This is a genomic window from Labrenzia sp. PHM005 (genome assembly GCF_006517275.1).
Taxonomy (GTDB): Bacteria; Pseudomonadota; Alphaproteobacteria; order Rhizobiales; family Stappiaceae; genus Roseibium.
The window spans coordinates 6108953-6129657 of record NZ_CP041191.1; the positions used below are offsets into that span (position 1 = coordinate 6108953).

Sequence of the window (20705 nt, forward strand, 5' to 3'; positions counted from 1 at the left end):
CATGTTTCGCCTGTCAGAGTATATGCACCAGATCGTGGCCCCGACGCCGGTTCGCGTCCGCAAAAGCACTGGCCCTGTCAAACCCGTCGTGATCTGGAACCTGACGCGCCGCTGTAACTTGCGCTGCCGTCATTGTTATACCGTCTCTGCCGATGTCGATTTTCCAGGTGAACTGACCCACGAACAGGCAATGGAAACCCTGGATGATCTGGGACAGTTCAAAATCCCGGCTCTGATCCTATCCGGCGGAGAACCGATCGACCGCAAGGATCTCTTTGAGATTGCGGTGAAGGCCCGTCCGATGGTCCGTATGCTTGCGCTGTCCACCAACGGCACCAAACTGCACGGCGAGATGGCCGACCGGGTGGCCGACGTTGGCTTCGATTATGTCGGCATTTCCATTGACGGCATCGGCGCGACCAACGACTGGTTCCGCGGCGTCGAAGGTGCCTACCGCGATGCTGTCAAAGGCGTCCGCGAGTGCAAGGCCCGCGGTATCAAGGTCGGCCTTCGCTTCACCATCACTGAAGGCAATCACACTCATTTACCGGATCTGCTAAACCTTTGCGACGACGAGGGTGTCGACAAGTTCTACCTGTCCCATCTGGTCTATGCAGGCCGCGGCGACAAACACCGTGGCGAAGATGCCGTGCATGAACGCTCCCGCAAGGGCATGGATCTTCTGATCGACCGTGCCTGGGCCGGCGTCAATGGGAGCCGTCCGCTGGACATCGTGACCGGCAACAACGATGCCGATGCCGTCTATTTCTTGAATTGGGTCCGCCGTGAGTTCGGCGACGACACAGCCGAACATGTGCGCACGCACCTGGTCGTCTGGGGCGGCAATTCCTCGGGCCTTGGAGTGGCCAATATCGACACCCAGGGCAATGTCCACCCCGACACCTATTGGTCCGATTACACAATCGGTAGCGTCAAAGACACGCCGTTCTCTGAACTTTGGACCGGCAGCGATCCAATGCTGGCGCAGCTGCGCACCCGTCCACGTCCATTGAAAGGCCGCTGTGGGGCCTGTGCGTTCAAGGATGTCTGCGGTGGCAACACCCGCATCCGCGCCTTGCAGCTGACCGGCGATCCTTGGGCGGAGGATCCAGCCTGTTATTTGAGTGACCAGGAAATCGGTCTTGAGGACAGCCTGCATGAGCGTCTGACCGTTACTCCTTTCAAAGGAAAGAGCCATGATCCGGTTCATCGCTTCACTTAGCGCCGCAGTCATTTGTGCGTCTACGGCGCTGGCGGAGCCGGCAAAAATCTACCAGGATGCCTGTCAGGACTGCCACGGCGCCAATCGCCTGGGCGGGCTCGGCCCTGCTCTGATCCCGCAAACGCTGAAACGCATGCGCGGACCGAAGCTTGAAAAAGTCATCCGGGATGGCCGCGTGGCATCACAAATGCCGGCCTTCACCGACAGCCTCAGCGACGAAGAAATCAAGGCGCTTGCTGAGTACATCAAAACACCGCTTGATGAAGTTCCGCCTTGGGATGAAGAGCAAATTGAAGCCAGCCGCCACTTAAACGAAGACTATAAACCGGTCGAAAAACCGGTTTGGTCCTCCGACCCGATGAACATAACTCTGGCCGTTGAGACTGGAGATCATCACGTCAGCGTTTTAGACGGCGACACGTTCGAACGGCTCGACCGATTCCCGACGCCTTTTGCCGTGCACGGCGGTCCGAAGTTCGATCCCAAGGGCCGGTATGTGTTCATCATGTCGCGTGACGGCTGGGTACAGAAATACGATCTCTACGCTCTTCAGGAAGTTGGCCGTGTCCGAGCCGGCCTCAACAGCCGTAACATTGCGATGAGCCATGACGGCAAGTGGCTGGCAGTCGCCAACTATCTGCCGAACACGCTGACCATCCTGTCGACAAAAGACCTCAGCGTTGCGGAAGTCCACGAAGTCAAAGGCAAGGATGGGACACCGAGCCGCGTCTCTGCAGTTTATCAAGCGCCGCCGCGCGAAAGTTTCGTACTGGCTCTGAAGGACGTGCCGGAGATCTGGGAAGTGTTTTATGGTCCCAATCCGCCGCAGATGGGCTTTGCTCACGATTGGCGTATGGAAGGCCCGGTGAAACATCCCTCACCTTTCCCGATCCGGAAAATCACGACGCCGGATTACTTGGACGACTTCTTCTTTGACCAATCCTATGAATACGTCATGGGCGCGTCGCGCAGCGGCGAAGGCGGTCTGGTGATCGATCTGGTGATTGGTCAGAAGACGGCTGATTTGGATTTGCCCGGCATGCCGCATCTTGGGTCCGGCATCACTTGGAAATACGGTGACACCACCGTGATGGCGACACCTCATCTGAAAGATGGGACTGTTTCGGTCATCGATATGAAAACCTGGAAGACTGTGAAACGCATCGAAACGCTTGGTCCTGGCTTTTTTATGCGCAGCCACGAAAATTCGCCCTATGTATGGGCTGATGTCTTCTTCGGACCCAACAAGGACGCCATGCACGTGATCGACAAGCAGAGCCTTGAAATCATCAAGACGCTCCGCCCTGTAGAAGGTGCAACGGTGGCCCATGTCGAATTTACCCGCGACGGCAGTCATGCCCTTGTCTCCGTTTGGGAGGACGACGGTGCTGTGATTGTCTACGATGCGGAAACGCTTGAGGAGGTGAAACGTCTACCGATGCGGAAGCCTTCAGGAAAATATAATGTCTGGAACAAGATTACCTTCTCAGAGGGCACCAGCCACTGAAGCGCTGATCGTCTCGCACGGTCAGCCTTCGGATGCGCAAGCTGGGGAAGATCAGCTGCGAATGCAGGCTGAAAAAATACAGGCCTTGCTTCCCGGCTGGCATATCCGGTCGGCGACCCTTGCTGCGCCGGGTGCGCTCGAACAAGAACTGGATGCCTTTTCCGGTAAACCGTTCCTATTTCCAATGTTCATGGCAGATGGCTGGTTCATTAACACCGCTCTGCCGAAACGCCTTGGGGACCGGGAAGTGCATCAGCTGTCTCCGCTTGGAGTACTGCCGGGCCTACCGCATCAAACGGTCAAGTATCTCAAAGCAGAGGCAAAGCGGCGGAACTGGTCGTGGAACTCCTGCGATGTCATGATTGCCGCTCACGGGTCGGTCACCGGTCCTGCCGCGGCCGAGTGCGCCAACTATTTTGCCCGGCGTGTGCAAACCTTGATGACGTTCAAACAAAAGGTCCGGACCGGTTTTTTGGCGGAAGAGCCCTTTCTTTCTCAAGTCGCTCGGTTCAGCACAGCAAGAACCCTTTTGCTGCCTTTTCTGGCCGGAGTCGGATCTCACCTGACGGATGATATTCCGGAGGAACTGGAAAAAGGCAAATTCCGTGGAGTTCTGCTTCCGCCTGTCGGCGAGGCGCCGTTTGTCCCCAAACTCATTGCCCACAGCTTGAAATCAGCGGAGCAGAAGGCCCTGAACTTCGACCCGATGAACAAAGAAAGACTGGTTGTGAGTTTTGTTCCGCCGGAAGCGGCCTCTACGCCAGCCCCTGATCCGGCCGACCCTATTGAAGCCAATAAAGTTTCGCACAGACCTTCTGGATCAAAAGGACGTTCCCAGTCGGCTGCGGCGAAATTATTGAAACTGCTTCAGGGCTTTCGGAGTTTTCCGTCCGGCACTCATACAAACCGGCTTAAAGCTAGCTAACGGGCTTCGCACTTGGCCGCAGGCCGACAATTAGAAACAAAGCGCGAAACATGCGCAACGTGGTACGTTCCAAGATTGAAGAGGCATTTCCACCATGACCGCTACCGAAAAACCCTGGTCAGTGAAGAAACTTGCCGTCGTCCTTTATCCGTTCGCCGCCGGCGCTGTCGCCATCAATCTCTTCATGCTGGGCCTGATGGGCATTGCTATCGGTCTGCCGGCAATCTCGCCGGAAGTCGCACTGGTTGCTAGTATACCATTGGGAATACCTGCGACCTGGTTGTTTGCAAAATGGGTGCGCAACTTGATGGATGAAGCAGATGGACGAAAGCCGCCAGCTGATTGACTAGATCAGAGGCTGTTCAGGTGGAAGCACTTGAAAAGCCAAAAGCTGATCGATTTTAAAGTTGTAGAGCATCCTGCGTTCAGATGAACGCAGGATGCTTTAGCGGTGGCTTTTTTCGGCTTCAACGAGAATTACGCAGAACCTGATTTACCCATCTAACCATAAAGTTTCACCGTTCTGACGAACGGCAAATGCGGTTGTATCTACATAAAGTGCGAGGATTTCTTTCAGTCCTTTTTCGCCAAGCACCAACGCGGCTGTCGACAAACCGTCAGCGACTGCTGCAGAGCGGGAAATCACGCTGACAGCACTTAAGTCAGTGCGAACTGGCGCGCCCGTTCTCGGGTCCAGAATGTGCGAGGTCTTGCCGGCTTCATCGAAGGTTGTTCCAGTCTGGGCGGAACTGGCGACAGCCATGTCGGACACGGTGGTTTGTTCGGCAAACTCTTTCCGTTTTGGATCTGGCCGGAGAGTAACCGGCCAGCCTTTTTGAATTTCACCCGCGTTAGACTCACCGATGCCGTTCAAACGTAGTTCTCCGAGATCGACGGCAACGTTGGTAAAGCCCTTCGACTTCAAAAGCTCCGACACCCGGTCGGTGATGAAACCTTGCGCAATCCCGTTGAGGGTCAACGCCATTCCAGGTGCCAAAAAGCGAATTTTCCCACTTTCAATCTGAACTTTGGAGAACCCGGTCTGGCTCAGCGCTTGTTTGTGCAAGCGGCTGTCATAATCGCCAGCTGCATAATAGGCCCAGAGAGGTTGAATGGTCGGATCAAAAGCGCCGCCAGTTGCCTCATGAAGCTGTTTTGCAAGCGACAACAACTGAAGCAAGTCGAAGGACGGTCCGTCCAGTAGGCCTTGGCGGTTCAACCGGGACAGTTCACTCTCGGACTTATAAAGGCTGAAGATGTTTTCCAGCCTGGCGATCTCCAACTCGATCTCGCCAAACAGGCTTCTTGCTTCCTGCGCATCATCATGCACGAGATTGATTTCAGCGCCTGCCCCCAGAGCGATACCTGTCCATCGATGGATGGCAGGAGCAGCGGCTGCAGCCCCCGGGAAAAGAGCGACGGCCGAAGCGCTTGCCGCACTGATTTTCAAAAAACGGCGCCGACTTAGTTTGCTTTCCGGCATTTCTATTCCAGTCATTAATGCACCCCGTTCGAACCGGGTTTTAACAGCTGCAGAGCGGAAGACACATCGACCGGTGCCAAAACATAGTCTTCGGAGATATCCGCTAACCGGACGACATCACCGCCGTTTTTGTCAGCAAATTCTCTGGCGCCCGTTTCCGTTCCAAAAGGAATGGTTTCCGGGGCACCCATCCCGCCAGCCTGATTACTTCCGGTTACGAACCAGGCTTCATCGGCATCAATCCAATTGTCGTTGCCTGGCTGGGTCCAGCTGACCGCCTTGTCCATGTCGTTGACATAAATCGCGGCAATCTCGTCGGTTTCTTCAGGTGACAGCTTGAAGGCAACCGCATCCCGCACCTGGGTAAACCAGACCGGGAACGGATTTCCCGCCAGATGGATCTGGGCTTTGGGGCCATCATGCTCCAGGACTGTCATCTGGCAATAATGGCCAGCTGCTTCCGGCGTCAGTTTGATTGCGGCCGGTTTGGCAATTTCAATTTCTTCCTGACAGCCCACCAAGAGGCTGGCGGCCAGAAAAACAAAACCAAGGCGGATCATGGGGTAATCCTCCGGATAAGAACCGTTGCGGCCAGTAGGGCTGCGCAGGCAAACAAGATGAGCGAGGCAAGGGCAAGTGCTGGATCGAACGGCAAGGTTTCGGCAACACCGGCCATTCCGCCAACAAGGCTGCTGGCTTCAAGTGCGGCCAGATTGAACAGCCGGAACGCATCTGCCGGGTTCAGCAAAACCGCATAGGGAAAGACCTTTGCCGCAAAGACGCCGCCCGGATTGGCGACCAGAGCCCCCAAAAGAGCCAGATCGTAAAGGACAACAAACACCAGCCACACAGCAATGGCAGCCGCAGCTGCCGTGCCAACCTGCCGGGTCAGGCAGCTCAAGACATAGCCGATGGCGACGAAACACTGACCCAGTATAAGCGATGTTGCGATCAAACGGGCGAAATCGATCAATCCACTGGTGGATCCTGAGCCGGTCAACACCAGGAAGGCCGCAGTGGTTCCATAGCCGACCACAAGCGCGAAGGTCAAAACCAGGGAATGGCCAATCGCTTTGCCGATAAGGAATTCGGGTCTGGAAACCGGGCAGGAGAAGGTCATTAACAACGTGCCGCGTTCGATTTCACCGCACACAGCATCAAATGCCAGCAGCAGCGCAATAAGCGGCACGAGGTAAACAGACAGGCTGGCCAATGAGGCAACAGTGATCGTCAGGCGGTCCACACCGAGCGTGCCGGCAGGAGCGGAGCCGAGCAAAGCTAAAGCGAGAGAAAACGCCGCGAGGATAATTGTTGCCAGCAGGATCCAACGGTTGCGGATCCCGATCCGGACCTCTTGAGCAGCAATAGTCAGAATTCTGGAGATCATTGCTGAGCCTCCTCTTGAGCCGCTTGCGAGAAGTATTTGTAGACATCGTCCAAACTTGGTGCATGAACGTCCACATCTTCAACGAGATGGCCAAGTGCACTGATCGCAGACAGTGTCCTGACCTTCTCATCCATGCCGCAGTCGAGTTCCACCGACCGGCCATTCATACGGCTGCGGTCGATGTTTCCGAGTTGGTCCGCCACCTCTTCTGCAGCACCCGGCCGGGTCCAGATTTTCAGCCTGATCGGCAGGCCAGCCTGAGCTCGTAAGTTCGAAAGTTGGTCGTCGGCCACCAAATTGCCTTTGGACAGGATCAGGATCCGGTCAGTACGGGCTTCCAATTCGGTCAAGGCATGTGACGACAAGAGTACGGTTGCGCCCTGATCGGCAATTTCGCCAATCAGTTCATAGACATTCTGGCGGGATATCGGATCAAGACCTGTGGTCGGCTCATCGAGCAGCACCAGTCTCGGATGTCCAATCAAGGCTTGTGCAAGGCCAAGGCGCTGACGCATGCCCTTTGAATAAGTGCCGACCCGCCGTTTGGCAGCGTCTGCCAAACCGACCCGGTCAAGCAGGTGCATGACATTCTTCGGTTTTTCACCTTTGAGCCGTGCATAGTAGCTAAGCACTTCCCGACCTGTCAGGGCCGCGGGGAACGCCACAGACTCCGGCAAATAAGCCGTATTTGACCGGGCCTCCTGGCTGCCAGGTTGTGACTCCAGAACGGAGATATCGCCACCGTCCCGGTTCAAAAAACCAAGGACCATCTTGAAGAGCGTTGTCTTGCCGGCGCCATTATGGCCCAAAAGGGCAACACGTTCGCCGGCGGCCAGCGAAAAGGAGACATCGTTGACCGCAGTGTGGCTCGAAAACCGTTTGGTGACATTCTGAACTTCTAAGCTCGTCTTTGTCATCCTTGAACTCCGGAATTGGGTACGGACCCGGCGGGTGGATGCATCAAAGGTGCATTGTCTACGATACCACCCGGCAGCAGGGCCGGAAATTGGGATTGCGTCCAGCGCAGCAACTGCACAGCTGGACTGCCGATCAGGATCTTGGCGGACGGCTGGGTCCACAACACCTGGTCGACCATATCATTCGGACGGTAAGCGGTATCGGCGAGGCCATCGCCATTCATATCGAAAGCCGCGTGGTCACTCCAGAAATTGCCGCGGCCATCTGTGCTCCAATCAAGGGAGCGGCTGCCGACATATTTGACCTGCGTCTTGTTGCGAATGAACGCGTTGCCTTGGAACTTGTTTCTTGCGGATCCCGCTGTGAAATGAACACCAATCGGACATCTTTCGAAGCGGTTGTCCGTCACTTTGTTCTTGTTCGCATTGTACATGAACAGGCATTTCTCACCGCCACCGAAGACTTGGTTGCCTTCGATTTTCGCCCGGTTGGCATAATTCAACATCAAACCGTGATGCTTGTCGCCTTTTGAGACATTGTCGCGAACCTTAAGTCTGTCCGAAAACATCAAGGCATAGCCGATATCATTTCCTTCGGAGACATTGCCTTCGATGACACCACTGTTGCCATGCATGTAGTGAACCGCAAACCGCAATTGCGAGAAGTGGTTGTTGCGGAAGGTATCCTTGTGGCTGGTGTTGACGAACACACCGTCGCGGCCAAAGCGGATCGTGTTGAACTCGGCCAACAAATGCGGCGAGTTCCAAACATAGATGCCATTGCCACGTTCATTGGGGCGTAGATCCTGACGGCCTTCGATCAGGTTGTTGGACACCACGGCATCATCCGGGCCATGAACATCAACACCGGTTAGATTGTTCAGGATCTTGTTGTCCCGGACGGTCGCGCGGTCAGCCTTCTTGGTCAGTTTGACACCGGCATCCAATGTCTGGTGAGACAGACCTGATCCGGTGATGATCAGATTGGAAACCGTCACATCCGGCGCATCGACGGTAATCACACTACCGGTACCAGTGCCTGTGACACGGGCACCATCAGTCCCCAACAGTTGAAGCGGAACTTCAATCGTGATCGGACCTTGGTGATCGCCAGCTGCAAGCCGGAGGATGTCCCCGGCTTGCGCTTTTGTAAGGGCCTGTTGCAAAGCGCCCTGCTCGGCAGAAACTTTCCATTCTTCTGCGGCCAGCGGGTTTAACCCGGCAAGCACCGCAGCGAGAAAGGTTATCCCGCCGGAGAGTATGTGCAGAGCGCTATGCATTGTTAGGCGCCTCTTGGCTCGACGAACATCCGGCCGCGCATTTCCATGTGAAGTGCGTGACAGAACCACTGACAGTAGAACCAGTGTACACCCGGACGTTCCGCAATGAAGGTCACAGAAGCCGTGGCCTGCGGTCCAACTTCCATGGCAACACCGTAGTTTGCCAGGCAGAAGCCGTGAGTCAGGTCGTCGATGTCATCAATGTTGGTGACATAGACGGTGACTTCATCGCCCTGCTTAACCGTGAATTTCTCCATGGAGAAGTTCGGAGCAACCGAAGACATGTAGACTCGGACCTTGTTGCCGTCGCGGATAACATCCGCTGCGTCTTCAAGATCAACACCATCGGCTTTGGCTTGCTCAATCGCATCGGCAAAGCTCGGGTCATTCCGATCCCAAACAATCGCCGGGTTCACTTTTGAACGGTGAACGACGATGCTGTCATGCGGCTCGGCAAAGGTCGGGCCGTCATGGACAACCTTCATTTTGTCGCCAGAGATGTCGATCAGCTGCTCGTTTTCCGGCTTCAACGGACCAACGTTCAAGAAGCGGTCCTTCGAGAACTTGTTCATCGAAATGAGCCACTTACCGTCTGCTTCTGCGGTCTCACCCATGGATGTCGAGTTGTGACCCGGCTGATAGTGGACGTCGACTTTATCCAGAATTGGATCAACGTCCGCACCACCATAGGCGTCTATTGCCTTTTGGATGTTCCACTTGGCCACCTGACTGTCCAGGAAGAGGGTGGTGTAGCCGTTACCGTTGTTGTCGAACGCAGTGTGAAGCGGGCCAAGACCCAATTGCGGTTCTGCAACGATGGCGGAACGCGGATCAGCGTTGTCTGCAAACAGTGCATCCACTTTGGTCACGTCGATCACAGAAACTGTCGGAGACAGCTTGCCATTGATGACGATGTGCTTCTTGTCCGGAGCCGCGTTGACACCATGCGGGCTGTTCGGAATCGGAATATAGCGTGTGAAGTTGGAGTTGGCATCTTTGCGGCCATCAACAACCGGAACACCTTTCATTTCCGTATAGTTGCCGGCAGCAACAGCTTCCTCGATGGCCTTAATGTTGAAGACAACAACATGGTCGAGTTCGCTCTCGGTCATTTCGGCAAGGTTGGTTCCCATTTCCGAGTTATAGGAAGTCGAGAAGGCGTATTTGCCCTGGTAGTCACAGTCGGTGTTGTCGAGGTTACCTGAAACAATCACCTGCCATGCGACCTTCATGGTGTCACCGTCGATCGCGGTGAAGATGCAGGCGTATTTATCCGGCTCATCCAGGATGCTGCCGTCGTTGACCAGCGGCGCTTCATGTTCGCCGTTTGCGAAGACGTAGCCCGTGCGCGGATATTTCTGCGGACGCATGCCATGAATGTCATGGGCATTCGGGATCTCGATGATCTTGTCCGTCTTCATCATTTTCAGGTCGATACGCGCAACGCGGGTGTTCGCCTTGTCGTTGGCGAAGATGTAGCGACCGTCGTATGTGCCGTCGGTGAAGGACATGTGCGGATGGTGAAGGTCACCATTGTCGTAGGTCACTTTGCCCTGAGCCTTCAAGAAGGCTTTGGTTTCCGGCAGCAGGCCTTCGGTCAGGATTTTCAGAGACTCGTTGGTCTGACCCCAACCTGTAGCGGAACAACGGTTAAAGACCGGAATGCGCATCAGTTCGCGCATAGAAGGAACACCGAGAATGCGGACTTCGCCTGTTTGGCCTGAAGACCAGAAACCGTAGTATTCGTCCAGCTCGCCCGGCGCCAAATGTGCGCTCTGGCCGCCTTCAGCAGCAGTTGCCGGTGTCGCGCTTCCAAGAGCAGCGGCGCCCATGCCGGCTACAACAGCCGTTTTTGCAGTTCCCCCTAGCAATGCCCGGCGTGACATTGCTCTTTCTTTTAAACTCTCCGTCATGACTTTTCTCCTTGTGTCGGTGTCGGAGTTCATCCAGCTGAGTTGGCGGTAGTCACCCCGCCGTCCGGTGCCGGTTTCGTGTTCCCTGTCTGAGTTTCAAGTTTCTGCCGATCGGCGCGTTTCTGAGCCCAGACGGGGCATTCCTTGTTGTGTCTCCTCGTGTGGGAGTTCACCCAGCTGGGTTAGCGGTAGTCACCCCGCCAGCCTGTGCCGGTTTCGTCATCCCTGTCTGCTTCTCGAACTTCCGCCGCTTGGCGAGTTTCTTGATGCAGACGGGACATTTCTGATCGTGCTGATACAGGACCTGGCAATGCAGGCAGTTCAGGCACTCGTTCGGATTGATGTTGCCTTCCGGATGGATGGCTTGGACCATGCATTCCTTGCCGCAGCGCTGGCATGGATCGCCGCAGTCGCGGTAGCGTTTCAGCCAGTCAAACATGCGCAGGCGCGCCGGGATCGCCAGGGCAGCGCCCAGCGGGCAAAGGTAGCGGCAGTAGAACCGTTCAATGAACAGACCAGCCACCAGCAGCGCGACCGCAAAGAGGACGAAGGGCCACGCCCGCTGGAATTTCAGGATGATCGCTGTCTTGAACGGCTCCACTTCCGCATAGTGTTCGGCAACGTCAAGAGAGTAGAGGGACAGGCCGAACAATCCGAGGAAAATCATATACTTGAGTGGCCACAGGCGTTCGTGGAGAGCCCAGGGCACTTCGATCTGAGGAATACGGGCAACCTTAGCTAGCCGGTTGGTCAGCTCCTGCATCGCACCGAACGGACACAGCCAGCCGCAATAAGCACCCCGCCCCCAGAACAAGAGCGCTGCAGCAACGGAGAACCACAGCAGGAATACCAACGGGTCCATGAGAAAAGCATCCCAGCTGAAACTACTGGTCAATGACGAGAAGAACGCCATGACGTTGACGACCGAGAGTTGCGCATTTTGCATCCAGCCCAGCCAAACCAGCGTGAACGTCAGGAAGGCAATCCGGAACCAGAACGTGAAGCGTTCGTTGCGGGTGACCTGCATCTGGAAGAAGAAGACGATCGTCAGAATACCGATCGCACTGGCCAAGATAATGATGTCGGCCTTGCGGTCTTCCCAGATACGGACCCAAAGTTTCGGCGCGTCATCATCGCCGTTGACAAGAGCCTGTGTTGAAACTGGATCGCCAGCGGCGAGCGCAACTTCTTCGACCTTCAGATACGCATCCGGCAATTGATAGCCGAGATCAAATGTCAAGAAGACCTTGTCGATCGGGCCGACCGCGCGCTGAACCAACAGCTGCAGACGGAAATCCTTGGAAGGATCAAACCCGGCATCGGCAGGAATGATGAACAGATCCATCTCGACAAAGGCTGGAGACCCATCTGCTGCAATTTCACCAACGCGCACTTGCTGCTTGTCGAAGAAGCGAACGGAGATATCGTCCTGGATTAGCTGGATCCGGTCAAAAATACCGCCGCGGACATACCCAGATCCTTTGAAGGAATACCGTCCCCGCCCCATGACCAGGATCGCATGCTCACCTTCTTTCAAACGGTTCTTGAGATTGTCGTACTCCCGTTGACCAAGAAGGGATAGACCAATGGACGGCACATTTGCCAGACCCATGTACATGTCGATGAAGGTGTCTGTATCCGGGCCATCTTCCGGGCGCTTGATCGCACGCGGATCGCCTTGAGCGACGAAGGCTTCATTCACCTGAGCCACGTCCAAGGACATACGCCGGACAGAGCCATCGCCAGTCATGGTCATCCAGTCACTGACGGCCACCTTCTCGTAATCGATGATCTTCTTGGGGCCGGTGTCGGCTACAGCTTGGACCAAACCTCCCAAACCGAGAAAACGGGCGACTTTAATACCTGCGCGGACGATCGAATCGTCAATCACCATGATAGTGACGGTCGCACCCGAAATGATGTCCAGCTCGTGCGCGGAGCCGCCTTGCTGCGCTTCGATTTTGAGATCCAGACCGGCATAACCTTCTGTCACCGCCTGAATTTTCGAATCGGGAATACCAATTAGAACAATCGGTTCTGAGTGTTTGACCAGCCGTACTCCGGTTACGACTGCATCAGGGTCAACGCCAACCATCGTGTGGATCGGCTTGCCCGAATATCCCGTTGTCGAAACAAAGTCAGATGTCAGGAAGACCCAACCAACTGTTTCACCGCCTTTAAGGGCAGGAACAACCGGAACATCGTCCCGCACAGCACCGAAACTATCGGCACCGGGAACCATTTCAGATGGTTGAACTTTATCCAGAAACCTTGAAACCAGCGCGTCAGCAGCGTTGGCCGTCGGGGCCAATACCAATGCAGCTAGAATGGCCAGGCACAAGCACAGTATCTGAATTATTTTACCGGGACGCCCCACGGGACACGCTCCAACAAATCATGCATAATATTTTCAAGATTTGTTTTGCGCCTTCGCCGATCTGTTTTCTTTGACGATAGTCAAGAAGACACGTAACGAATTGCAATCTTGTACAAACTTCCGCTTGGCGCGTTGCGACAGAAAGCGCTTCCGCCGTCGAAAACAAGAAGCGCTCTGATTGGAGTTATTTCTGTTTGCGAGGCGTTGTCAGGATCGGGAAATAGACACCGAGATAGAGCGAAAATGCTGCAATCCAGAGCCCGCCAGACAGGAACATGACTGTGTAGTACTCAACAAATTGCGTTCCGAACGTCCGGACCAAGGCGCCGGCGATGATCAATACATAAGCAATAGAAATCGGAGCTGGAGCGATAAGCGGCCGACCACTGTGGCCAAGAGACGCACGGGTCATCATTGCCATGGTCATACATCCGACAGCGCCTACAGCCAGAAGATGAAGGGCTGCCGTTTCTGGCAACACAGCAAACAAGATAGAACTGCCGTAGACGATATACCCTGCCCCGAGCAGCAAATAAGCTACGTGAAGAACCCACAAAATCGGATTGTTTAGAGTTTTCAACCCTACCCATCCGAAAAGACGGGCCAAGTTCACGCCACCTGCCACCAAACAAATCAGTCCCAAAACCTGCTCTGGTACGAACGGCAAGCATGCCAAGACGGCAAGCAACGCTGATAGGATGCCAACACGGTCCAGCCATTTGTGGGACGCAGGCAATTTGCCAGTATGACCTGCCCGGTTCAGGGCATTTCGAGTAAAAGCTGGAACGACCCGGCCTCCGATGATCGCAATCATCGCGGCGCTGGCAAAAATACCCAGCCGGACGCCAGCTTCGGTATTGCCTCCGGCCCAACCAAGCCACTCAAGATGCATGAACAGATTGCCGATAAAAAGCGCGGCCAAAAGAAACAGAAAAATGACATTTCTGAGTTGAGACAATTGTGCAAGCCGCCCAAAAATCGCGATCGAAAGCACCGGAACAAAGGCCAAATCGATTGCGGCGACCAGAAGCGGATCAAGCACCGAGGACATGCCGACTGCAATCCGGCCTGACAGCCAGACCAGACCGGCAATCATGACAAAAGCAGGCCCTGCTTCATTGCTGCCTGTCCAATTTGGGACAGCTGTCACAAAAAAACCGGCCATCACCGCAACAGTGTAGCCAAACATCATCTCGTGGGCATGCCAAAGGTGTGGCGCTGTGTTTATAGGAAGTGCCAGAAACGCGCCGCCTGCTGCATGCACACCGAGCCAAAACACCCACGCCACCATTGCAAAGACGGCATAAAGACCGGCAAACAAGAAGAAAAAACGGAAACCTGCGGTAAAGACTACCGGAAACTGAATTTGGCTCTTACCGTCTTTTGACATCGCAGCTTCAACCATGACCCTACCTTCATCAAAACGATGGAAGACCCTGCAATGGTGAAGATTGGTGACAGCACCTTTGAACAGTTTCGTCCAATGAGATGATTACAGCGTCTCCGCAGCCAAGGCTTGACCTTGGTCAATCAGGGGCGGTTATTGGTGAGAGCTGGTGTCTTGCAGGCAATTTCCCGGCAGTGACACCGCCGGGAAATCATAAGTCTCTTAGCGTTTGGGAAGCTGGATCCACTCGGTCATAGCAACATCGGCGTGGGCGAATTGAGGCATGCTGGCGCTCAGGTCATCCATATTCTTGATGTCTTTCTCATTGAGGAAATCCTGCGTGATCAGAGTCGGTGGAACAATCACGGAAGCACCAGGGTTTTCTCCAGCCAGCATCATCGCGAGCGCCCGTACCGAGACTTCGCCAACCACGGCAGGATTGGTCGCAACTGTTGCGACCCAGGCTGACCCCGGCTCCCGCATTGCCGAAATATCAGCTGTCGAAACATCGGCGGAATAGATGTCGATGTCGTCTGTCAGACCGGCTTCGTCGACTGCGATTTTGACGCCTTTCGCAAATTCATCATAAGGCGCGAAGACCACATTGATGGTCGGATTGGCCTGAAGGACCGCACGGGCCTGATTGGCCACGGAGTTCGCGATTGGGTTGTCCAGCGTGCCAAACATGGCTGCTTCTGTGATGCCCGGATTGGCGTTCTTGGTTTCTTCCCAAGCAACGTGGCGGCGATCCAGCGGTGCAATGCCCGGGACATAAACATAACCGGCTGTGAAGTCGGTACCATTGTCCTTGACGGCTTGCTCAAGTGCGAGCTTTCCGAGCATGTAATCGGATTGTTCGATCTGCGGAATAGCTTCATTTTCGACGTTCACATCGAATGCGACAACTTTGATGCCGGCATCAACTGCCCTCTGAGCCGCTTCTTTCATGGACTCGGTCAAACCGTGCTGGATGATGATGCCATCCACACCGAGCGCAATCGCCTGGTCGACCATATCTGCCTGCAAGGCAGCATCCTGGCGGCTGTCAAATACCCTAAGATCGACACCAAGCGCTTCCGATTGGTTCTCCACCCCGGACAAATAGGCCTGGAAGAAGTCTCCCGTTGACAGATAGCGCACCAGAGCAATGGTCACGTCTTCCGGTTTGTCAAACGGTGCGGGCATATCTGCTGCCAGGGCCTGTCCGGCGCCAAGAGCAATTGCGGTCGCTCCGGCCAATTTCAATAAACTGCGTCTCAACATTGTTTTTCCTCCCAGTTATCTACGTCTTTCATGAATGTCCGCTGCCGGCGCGCCGCGCAGACAGGTAAAAAGTGAAGACCAGCGCCAGAACAAGGACCGCGCCTTTGACAAAGTCCTGGGTGTAGTAAGGGGCATTCATCATCGTCATTCCCTGAAGAAGGATGCCGACAAAGAGGGCGCCGATCGCAGTTCCAAAAGCGTTCGGACGGGCAGCGCCCAAGACGGCAAACCCGATCAGGGCTGCGGCCACGCTGTCTAAAAGAAGATTGTTCCCGCTGGCAATGTCTCCGCGTCCAAGCCGCGCGGCCAGCAAAATTCCGCCGATCGAAGCGGTGACACCGGAAATCATATAAGCGGTGATTTTGTAGGTGTTGACCGGTGTTCCCACCAATGCTGCCGCCCGTTCATTGGAGCCAATGGCATACTTGAGGCGGCCGTGGCGGGTGAAGCCAAGGTACAGCCAGATCAGGATGGCAATCAAAATGAATATGACGACAGGCACCGGCACCAATCGGTCCAGAACCAAATCAAACCGGTGACGTCCAAGCCAGAGAAAAGCCTGCGAGAAGCTGCCTTCGGCCACAGACCCATTTGGCAATGCCATGCCGGTGGCAATGGAATTGCCTTGTGTTGGAATGCGCTGCAATCCGATCAGCAAGAACATCATGCCGAGCGTTGCCAGAAGATCCGGCACCCGGAACTTCACAATCAATACGCCATTGATGAAACCAACAGCGGCGCCCATTAAAAGACATAGAAGAACAGCGACATAGGCCGGCTGCTCCAGAATAACCATGGAATAGGCGGAGAGCATCAAAGCCGAGGTGGCAACGGCTCCGATGGACAGATCAAACCCGCCGACCACCAAAGTGCAGGTCACCCCAAGTGCCAAAATGCCTGTTATGGCAACCGACTGAAGAACAAATACAGCAGACCGCGGGCTCGCAAAGCCAGATGCCGCCAAGCTGAAATAGATAATAAGACCGGCCAGCAGGATCAAAAAACCGTACCGTATGGCGAATTTCAACAAGTTATCCTGCATTTACCTGCCCAGAAGTTGTCCCTGAAATTTGTGCGACGAGCGCACCAAGATCGACGTTTGCATTGATGTGCTCTCCGGAAATACTGCCTTCGTTCATGACGATGATCCGATCCGCGATCTCAAGCGCTTCATCAATCTCGGCCATGAAAACCAGTGTGGTCCGGCTCCCTGCCGTCTGACGGATGTGTGCGCCGATATCCCGCCGGGCACCGATGTCCACGCCTTGGAAGGGTTCGTCCAAAAGAAGCACTCGGGAAGCTTTCAACAGCCAGCGACCGATCATCACCTTTTGCTGGTTGCCACCCGACAGTGTTCCGATGCCATCGCCGCTTGACTGGCAGACAATCCCGATCTGATCGATCATTTCATTGGTTGACCGCCGCTGATTGATCCCGGCAAGAAACGAGAACCTGCTGAATGCTCCCAAAAAAGGAAGTGTCATGTTGTTGGCGATGTCGAACGCCGGGATGACCGCATTTGTTCCGCGATCCTTTGGAGACATGAATACGCCGCGGGAAATGGCCTCACGGACCGAACGTGGCTTGTAGCCGGATCCGTCCAATCGCATGACACCGGCGTGCGGCTGGGTTATCCCGAAAATGATTTCGGCCAAGCGGCTTTTGCCGCTCCCCAGCAAGCCCGTGATTGCAATCACTTCTCCCTGCCGGGCAGAAAGATCAATTGGATCGCAACCTTCCTGGATTTCCAGACCATTGAGTTCCAGAACAGGTTTGTCACCAGAAACAGGAACAACATCGACGTCGGTCATCTTGTGTCCGAGCATCGCGGTGACAGCCGCTTCCAGATCAAGCGGCTCTTGTTCGAAAACGCCCGAAATCTCGCCATCACGAAGGCAAACGATACGATCGGCTATCCGGCGGATATCCGACATGCGATGCGAGATATAAAGAATTGCCACACCCTGTGCCCGAAGCCGGTCAACCAGAGCGAACAAACGCTCGGCCTCTGCAGCTGACAAGGATGAGGTAGGTTCGTCCAGAATCAGAATCTTTGGGGTTCTTGCCATCGCGCGAGCAATTGCAATCATTTGCCGGTCGGCGACCGACAGGTCGGAGACGCGAGCACGAACATCCACTTCAATCCCCATAGACTGGGCGATTTCTTTGGCGTGCTGGCGCAACTGCCGTTCCTGAACAAACAGCCCTGCGCCTTTTTCCGTCAACCGGTCCAGCATCAAGTTGCTGGCGACATCGAGATCCGGGATGACACCGTCATCAATCGATTGGTGGACTGTAACAACACCTTGCGCGATGGCCTCAGCAGCGTCGCGCGGGGCAAAGAGTTTTCCCGAAACCAACACTTGTCCGCCGTCGGCCGAATGAAATCCGCTAATGACTTTGACGAGTGTTGATTTTCCAGCGCCATTTGCGCCCATAAGCACAGTCACGGAGCCTGCCGTGAGCTGCAGGTCCACGCCTCGCAATACATGATTTCGTCCGAAAGACTTTTGCAATCTTTCTATTTCTAGAACGAAATCAGTCAACTAACCCTCCCAGATAGGTCGTTCTCGTTATCTTCGAGAGGAAGCCTACACCCAAAAATAAACAATAGTCAATGCGATTGACATTTGACAGAAACGAAGCCTAACCTGCAATCAAACTTGGGAGAACACATCCAAATGGACGCGTCAGACAGCTATCAGGCCCTCACAGTTGAAAGCCTCTCCAAACGTTTGGGGTCATTGGATGCAGTGACAGAAAAGGTCGGCGGAGACCCGTCGTCCTGGCAAGTGGAGGAGGTCGGCGACGGCAATTTGAACCTGGTCTTCATCGTCACCGGCCCCTTGGGAAAGGTCATTGTCAAACAAGCGCTTCCCTATGTCCGGTTGGTTGGCGACAGCTGGCCGCTGCCGCTGTACCGCGCCTATTTCGAGTACCATGCACTGGTTCGACAGGCAGAAAGAGATCCGGGCAGCGTGCCGGAGATTTTTCATTTCGATGAGACACAAGCCCTGATCGTTATGGAGTTTCTTGCACCGCATGTGATTTTACGCCGCAAGTTAATCAACGGCGAAAGGGTTGAGGGCCTAGCTGAAACCTTAGGAAAGTTTTGCGCACGCACGGCGTTCCGCGGGTCAGAACTCTCCATGAAAAGCGCGGACAAAAAGGCAGATGTCGGGTTGTTTTCCGGCAATATAGAAATCCCGGCAATCACGGAAGCGCTCGTTTTCACCGATCCCTATTTCGATGCTGAGATGAACCATCACACCGATGGTCTTGATCCAGTGGTCGCTGAAATCAGACGCAACGCAGACCTGAAGGCGCGGGTTCAGCGCATGCTTTTGAATTTTTCGGCGAACACCGAAACAATGGTTCATGGCGACCTGCATTCTGGCTCGATCATGGCCACCGAAACCGAAGCCAGAGTGATTGATCCAGAGTTTGTCCAATATGGTCCGTTTGGGTTTGACCTTGGAATGATGATCGCAAACTTTCTGATGGCCTATTTCAGTCAACCGGCTCACCGCGGAGATGATCTGGACAGCTATCAGGCATGGATACTAACCGTGGTGGAAGACTGTCACACTGCATTTGTTGATGAGTTCCGCAGTCTTTGGGCCAGTGAGCGGAACGGGATGTTGTATCCCTCAGCCCTCTTCGAAGATCAGGGCCAGAGTTCCGGATCTGCCTGCACCGCGTTGCTGGCCGATATCTGGACAGATGCACTTGCGATCTGCGGAATTGAAATGCACCGCCGCACCTTATCTTTGGCGCACAATGCAGACTTTGAAGAGATCGAAGACACGGCTGTCCGCGCGCCTCTTGAGGCCCGCAATCTCATGCTCGGCGCCGAGCTGATCCAGGAATCCGAAACAATACCAAATGCAAAAACTTTGACGAACCTGGCGCGCGATTTCAACAAAAGGAACTTCCTATGAAGGTCAACGGAAAACACTACCGGTCGCTTTGGTGGGACTCAGAGCAGAATTGTCTGCAGATCATTGATCAGCGCTGGTTGCCGCATGACTTTCGCATTCAGCCGGTGCGGACAATGGAAGAATTCTCGGACGCGATAGTCGAGATGCGCGTTCGCGGCGCCCCTTTGATCGGCGCGACCGCCGCCTATGGGATGGCGCTGGCGATGGCGAATGACGCGTCTGACAACAATCTGGATGCAGCTTGGACATTCTTGGAAAAAACCCGTCCAACGGCAATCAATTTGCGGTGGGCGCTCGACCGATGCCGGACCGCTCTGAAACCTTTACCGGTAGTGGAGCGCGCTGAAGCCGCGCTGAAACTTGCCCACGCCATTTCAGATGAAGATGTCGAAATCAACCGCCGTATCGGCGAGAACGGTCTCAAGCTGATTGAGGAGATTGCTGCTAATAAGCCGAACGGAGAGCCGGTTCGCCTGTTGACTCACTGCAACGCCGGTTGGATCGCAACTGTGGACTGGGGGACAGCGACGAGTCCCATGTACCAGGCGCATAATGCCGGCATCCCGCTTCATGTCTGGGTCGATGAAACCCGCCCAAGAAATCAAGGTGCCTTGACGTCCTGGGAGCTGGGTAGCCACGGCGTGCCGCACACCTACATAACAGATAATGCCGGCGGCCATCTGATGCAGCATGGCCAGGTGGATATGGTGATCGTTGGAACCGACCGCACAACACGGCGCGGCGACGTTTGCAACAAGATTGGCACCTATCTGAAGGCGCTTGCAGCACGGGATAATAATGTGCCGTTTTATGTTGCCCTGCCGTCCCCGACCATTGATTGGACAGTCGACGATGGCGTGGCCGAAATCCCGATCGAGGAACGGTCTGAACGCGAAACAACGCATATTCAAGGCAAAGCTGAAACCGGAGGTTTCGGCGTCGTTCAGGTAACGCCGGATGGCACGGCCGGCGGCAATCCAGCATTCGATGTGACGCCAAACAGGCTCGTAACCGGTTTGATCACGGAACGGGGGATATGCAAAGCTTCACCAGAAGGATTGGCGAGCTTGTTCCCGGAAATGACGCAAGCTGCCGAATAGGAT

17 protein-coding genes are annotated in these 20705 nt (G+C 54.9%); 6 read left to right on the forward strand and 11 right to left on the reverse strand.

Annotated elements, in window-relative coordinates:
* Window position 1 precedes the first annotated feature (1 nt).
* The 4 genes from nirJ (at window position 2) to FJ695_RS27685 (ending at window position 4000) form a co-directional block, all read left to right on the forward strand.
* On the forward strand, window positions 2-1222 hold the full coding sequence (gene nirJ / locus FJ695_RS27670) for a heme d1 biosynthesis radical SAM protein NirJ (protein WP_141188450.1): 1221 nt from the start codon (window positions 2-4) through the stop codon (window positions 1220-1222).
* Complete coding sequence (locus tag FJ695_RS27675; RefSeq protein WP_141188451.1) at window positions 1197-2729, forward strand: nitrite reductase; 1533 nt, start codon at window positions 1197-1199, stop codon at window positions 2727-2729. Before nirJ ends, FJ695_RS27675 begins: the two co-directional genes overlap by 26 nt.
* Window positions 2686-3654, forward strand: coding sequence for a sirohydrochlorin chelatase (locus FJ695_RS27680; RefSeq protein WP_141188452.1), 969 nt, complete (start codon window positions 2686-2688; stop codon window positions 3652-3654). Before FJ695_RS27675 ends, FJ695_RS27680 begins: the two co-directional genes overlap by 44 nt.
* Before the next feature lie 94 nt (window positions 3655-3748).
* Entirely contained in the window at window positions 3749-4000 is a 252-nt protein-coding gene (locus FJ695_RS27685) for a hypothetical protein (RefSeq protein ID WP_141188453.1), read from the forward strand.
* Window positions 4001-4147: 147 nt separating this feature from the next.
* Here the strand turns inward: FJ695_RS27685 and FJ695_RS27690 are convergent, their stop codons facing one another.
* From FJ695_RS27690 to FJ695_RS27740, 11 genes are all read right to left on the reverse strand, one after another.
* Window positions 4148-5152, reverse strand: a complete 1005-nt coding sequence (locus tag FJ695_RS27690; protein ID WP_209010847.1) for an FAD:protein FMN transferase — start codon at window positions 5150-5152, stop codon at window positions 4148-4150.
* Window positions 5152-5697, reverse strand: a complete 546-nt coding sequence (locus FJ695_RS27695; protein WP_141188454.1) for a nitrous oxide reductase accessory protein NosL — start codon at window positions 5695-5697, stop codon at window positions 5152-5154. Before FJ695_RS27695 ends, FJ695_RS27690 begins: the two co-directional genes overlap by 1 nt.
* Complete coding sequence (locus tag FJ695_RS27700) at window positions 5694-6524, reverse strand: ABC transporter permease (protein ID WP_141188455.1); 831 nt, start codon at window positions 6522-6524, stop codon at window positions 5694-5696. The genes FJ695_RS27695 and FJ695_RS27700 overlap by 4 nt, the downstream gene beginning before the upstream one ends.
* Entirely contained in the window at window positions 6521-7441 is a 921-nt protein-coding gene (locus FJ695_RS27705) for an ABC transporter ATP-binding protein (protein ID WP_141188456.1), read from the reverse strand. Before FJ695_RS27705 ends, FJ695_RS27700 begins: the two co-directional genes overlap by 4 nt.
* Entirely contained in the window at window positions 7438-8721 is a 1284-nt protein-coding gene (locus tag FJ695_RS27710) for a nitrous oxide reductase family maturation protein NosD (protein ID WP_141188457.1), read from the reverse strand. The genes FJ695_RS27705 and FJ695_RS27710 overlap by 4 nt, the downstream gene beginning before the upstream one ends.
* Window positions 8722-8723: 2 nt before the next feature.
* Entirely contained in the window at window positions 8724-10634 is a 1911-nt protein-coding gene (gene nosZ / locus FJ695_RS27715; RefSeq protein WP_141188458.1) for a TAT-dependent nitrous-oxide reductase, read from the reverse strand.
* Window positions 10635-10803: 169 nt separating this feature from the next.
* The gene (locus tag FJ695_RS27720; RefSeq protein WP_247653756.1) at window positions 10804-13011 is read right to left on the reverse strand and encodes a NosR/NirI family protein; all 2208 of its coding nucleotides are present in this window, start codon (window positions 13009-13011) and stop codon (window positions 10804-10806) included.
* Window positions 13012-13195: 184 nt separating this feature from the next.
* On the reverse strand, window positions 13196-14416 hold the full coding sequence (locus tag FJ695_RS27725; RefSeq protein ID WP_141188459.1) for an NnrS family protein: 1221 nt from the start codon (window positions 14414-14416) through the stop codon (window positions 13196-13198).
* A 204-nt stretch (window positions 14417-14620) separates the two neighbouring features.
* On the reverse strand, window positions 14621-15661 hold the full coding sequence (locus tag FJ695_RS27730) for a substrate-binding domain-containing protein (protein WP_141188460.1): 1041 nt from the start codon (window positions 15659-15661) through the stop codon (window positions 14621-14623).
* 28 nt (window positions 15662-15689) lie between these two features.
* Window positions 15690-16703 carry an ABC transporter permease gene (locus FJ695_RS27735; protein ID WP_141188461.1) on the reverse strand — a complete coding sequence of 338 codons (1014 nt, stop codon included), beginning with the start codon at window positions 16701-16703 and terminating at the stop codon, window positions 15690-15692.
* Window positions 16693-18207 (reverse strand): sugar ABC transporter ATP-binding protein, encoded by a 1515-nt coding sequence (locus tag FJ695_RS27740; protein ID WP_209010848.1) that lies wholly within the window; start codon window positions 18205-18207, stop codon window positions 16693-16695. Before FJ695_RS27740 ends, FJ695_RS27735 begins: the two co-directional genes overlap by 11 nt.
* A 135-nt stretch (window positions 18208-18342) precedes the next feature.
* Here FJ695_RS27740 and mtnK point away from each other — a divergent pair, with 135 nt between their 5' ends.
* Entirely contained in the window at window positions 18343-19602 is a 1260-nt protein-coding gene (mtnK, locus tag FJ695_RS27745; RefSeq protein WP_141188462.1) for an S-methyl-5-thioribose kinase, read from the forward strand.
* Window positions 19599-20702: an S-methyl-5-thioribose-1-phosphate isomerase gene (gene mtnA, locus FJ695_RS27750; RefSeq protein WP_141188463.1), complete on the forward strand. Its 1104-nt coding sequence runs from the start codon at window positions 19599-19601 to the stop codon at window positions 20700-20702. Before mtnK ends, mtnA begins: the two co-directional genes overlap by 4 nt.
* The last annotated feature ends 3 nt before the right edge of the window (window positions 20703-20705 follow it).

Coding starts and splice junctions, on each gene's coding strand:
- FJ695_RS27680 (WP_141188452.1), top strand. CDS start 2,686: ATGTCTGGAACAAGATTACCTTCTCAGAGGGCACCAGCCACTGAAGCG.
- FJ695_RS27725 (WP_141188459.1), bottom strand. CDS start 14,416: ATGGTTGAAGCTGCGATGTCAAAAGACGGTAAGAGCCAAATTCAGTTT.
- FJ695_RS27705 (WP_141188456.1), bottom strand. CDS start 7,441: ATGACAAAGACGAGCTTAGAAGTTCAGAATGTCACCAAACGGTTTTCG.
- mtnA (WP_141188463.1), top strand. CDS start 19,599: ATGAAGGTCAACGGAAAACACTACCGGTCGCTTTGGTGGGACTCAGAG.
- FJ695_RS27675 (WP_141188451.1), top strand. CDS start 1,197: ATGATCCGGTTCATCGCTTCACTTAGCGCCGCAGTCATTTGTGCGTCT.
- FJ695_RS27730 (WP_141188460.1), bottom strand. CDS start 15,661: ATGTTGAGACGCAGTTTATTGAAATTGGCCGGAGCGACCGCAATTGCT.
- FJ695_RS27685 (WP_141188453.1), top strand. CDS start 3,749: ATGACCGCTACCGAAAAACCCTGGTCAGTGAAGAAACTTGCCGTCGTC.
- FJ695_RS27735 (WP_141188461.1), bottom strand. CDS start 16,703: ATGCAGGATAACTTGTTGAAATTCGCCATACGGTACGGTTTTTTGATC.
- FJ695_RS27695 (WP_141188454.1), bottom strand. CDS start 5,697: ATGATCCGCCTTGGTTTTGTTTTTCTGGCCGCCAGCCTCTTGGTGGGC.
- mtnK (WP_141188462.1), top strand. CDS start 18,343: ATGGACGCGTCAGACAGCTATCAGGCCCTCACAGTTGAAAGCCTCTCC.
- FJ695_RS27710 (WP_141188457.1), bottom strand. CDS start 8,721: ATGCATAGCGCTCTGCACATACTCTCCGGCGGGATAACCTTTCTCGCT.
- FJ695_RS27700 (WP_141188455.1), bottom strand. CDS start 6,524: ATGATCTCCAGAATTCTGACTATTGCTGCTCAAGAGGTCCGGATCGGG.
- FJ695_RS27690 (WP_209010847.1), bottom strand. CDS start 5,152: ATGACTGGAATAGAAATGCCGGAAAGCAAACTAAGTCGGCGCCGTTTT.
- nosZ (WP_141188458.1), bottom strand. CDS start 10,634: ATGACGGAGAGTTTAAAAGAAAGAGCAATGTCACGCCGGGCATTGCTA.
- nirJ (WP_141188450.1), top strand. CDS start 2: ATGTTTCGCCTGTCAGAGTATATGCACCAGATCGTGGCCCCGACGCCG.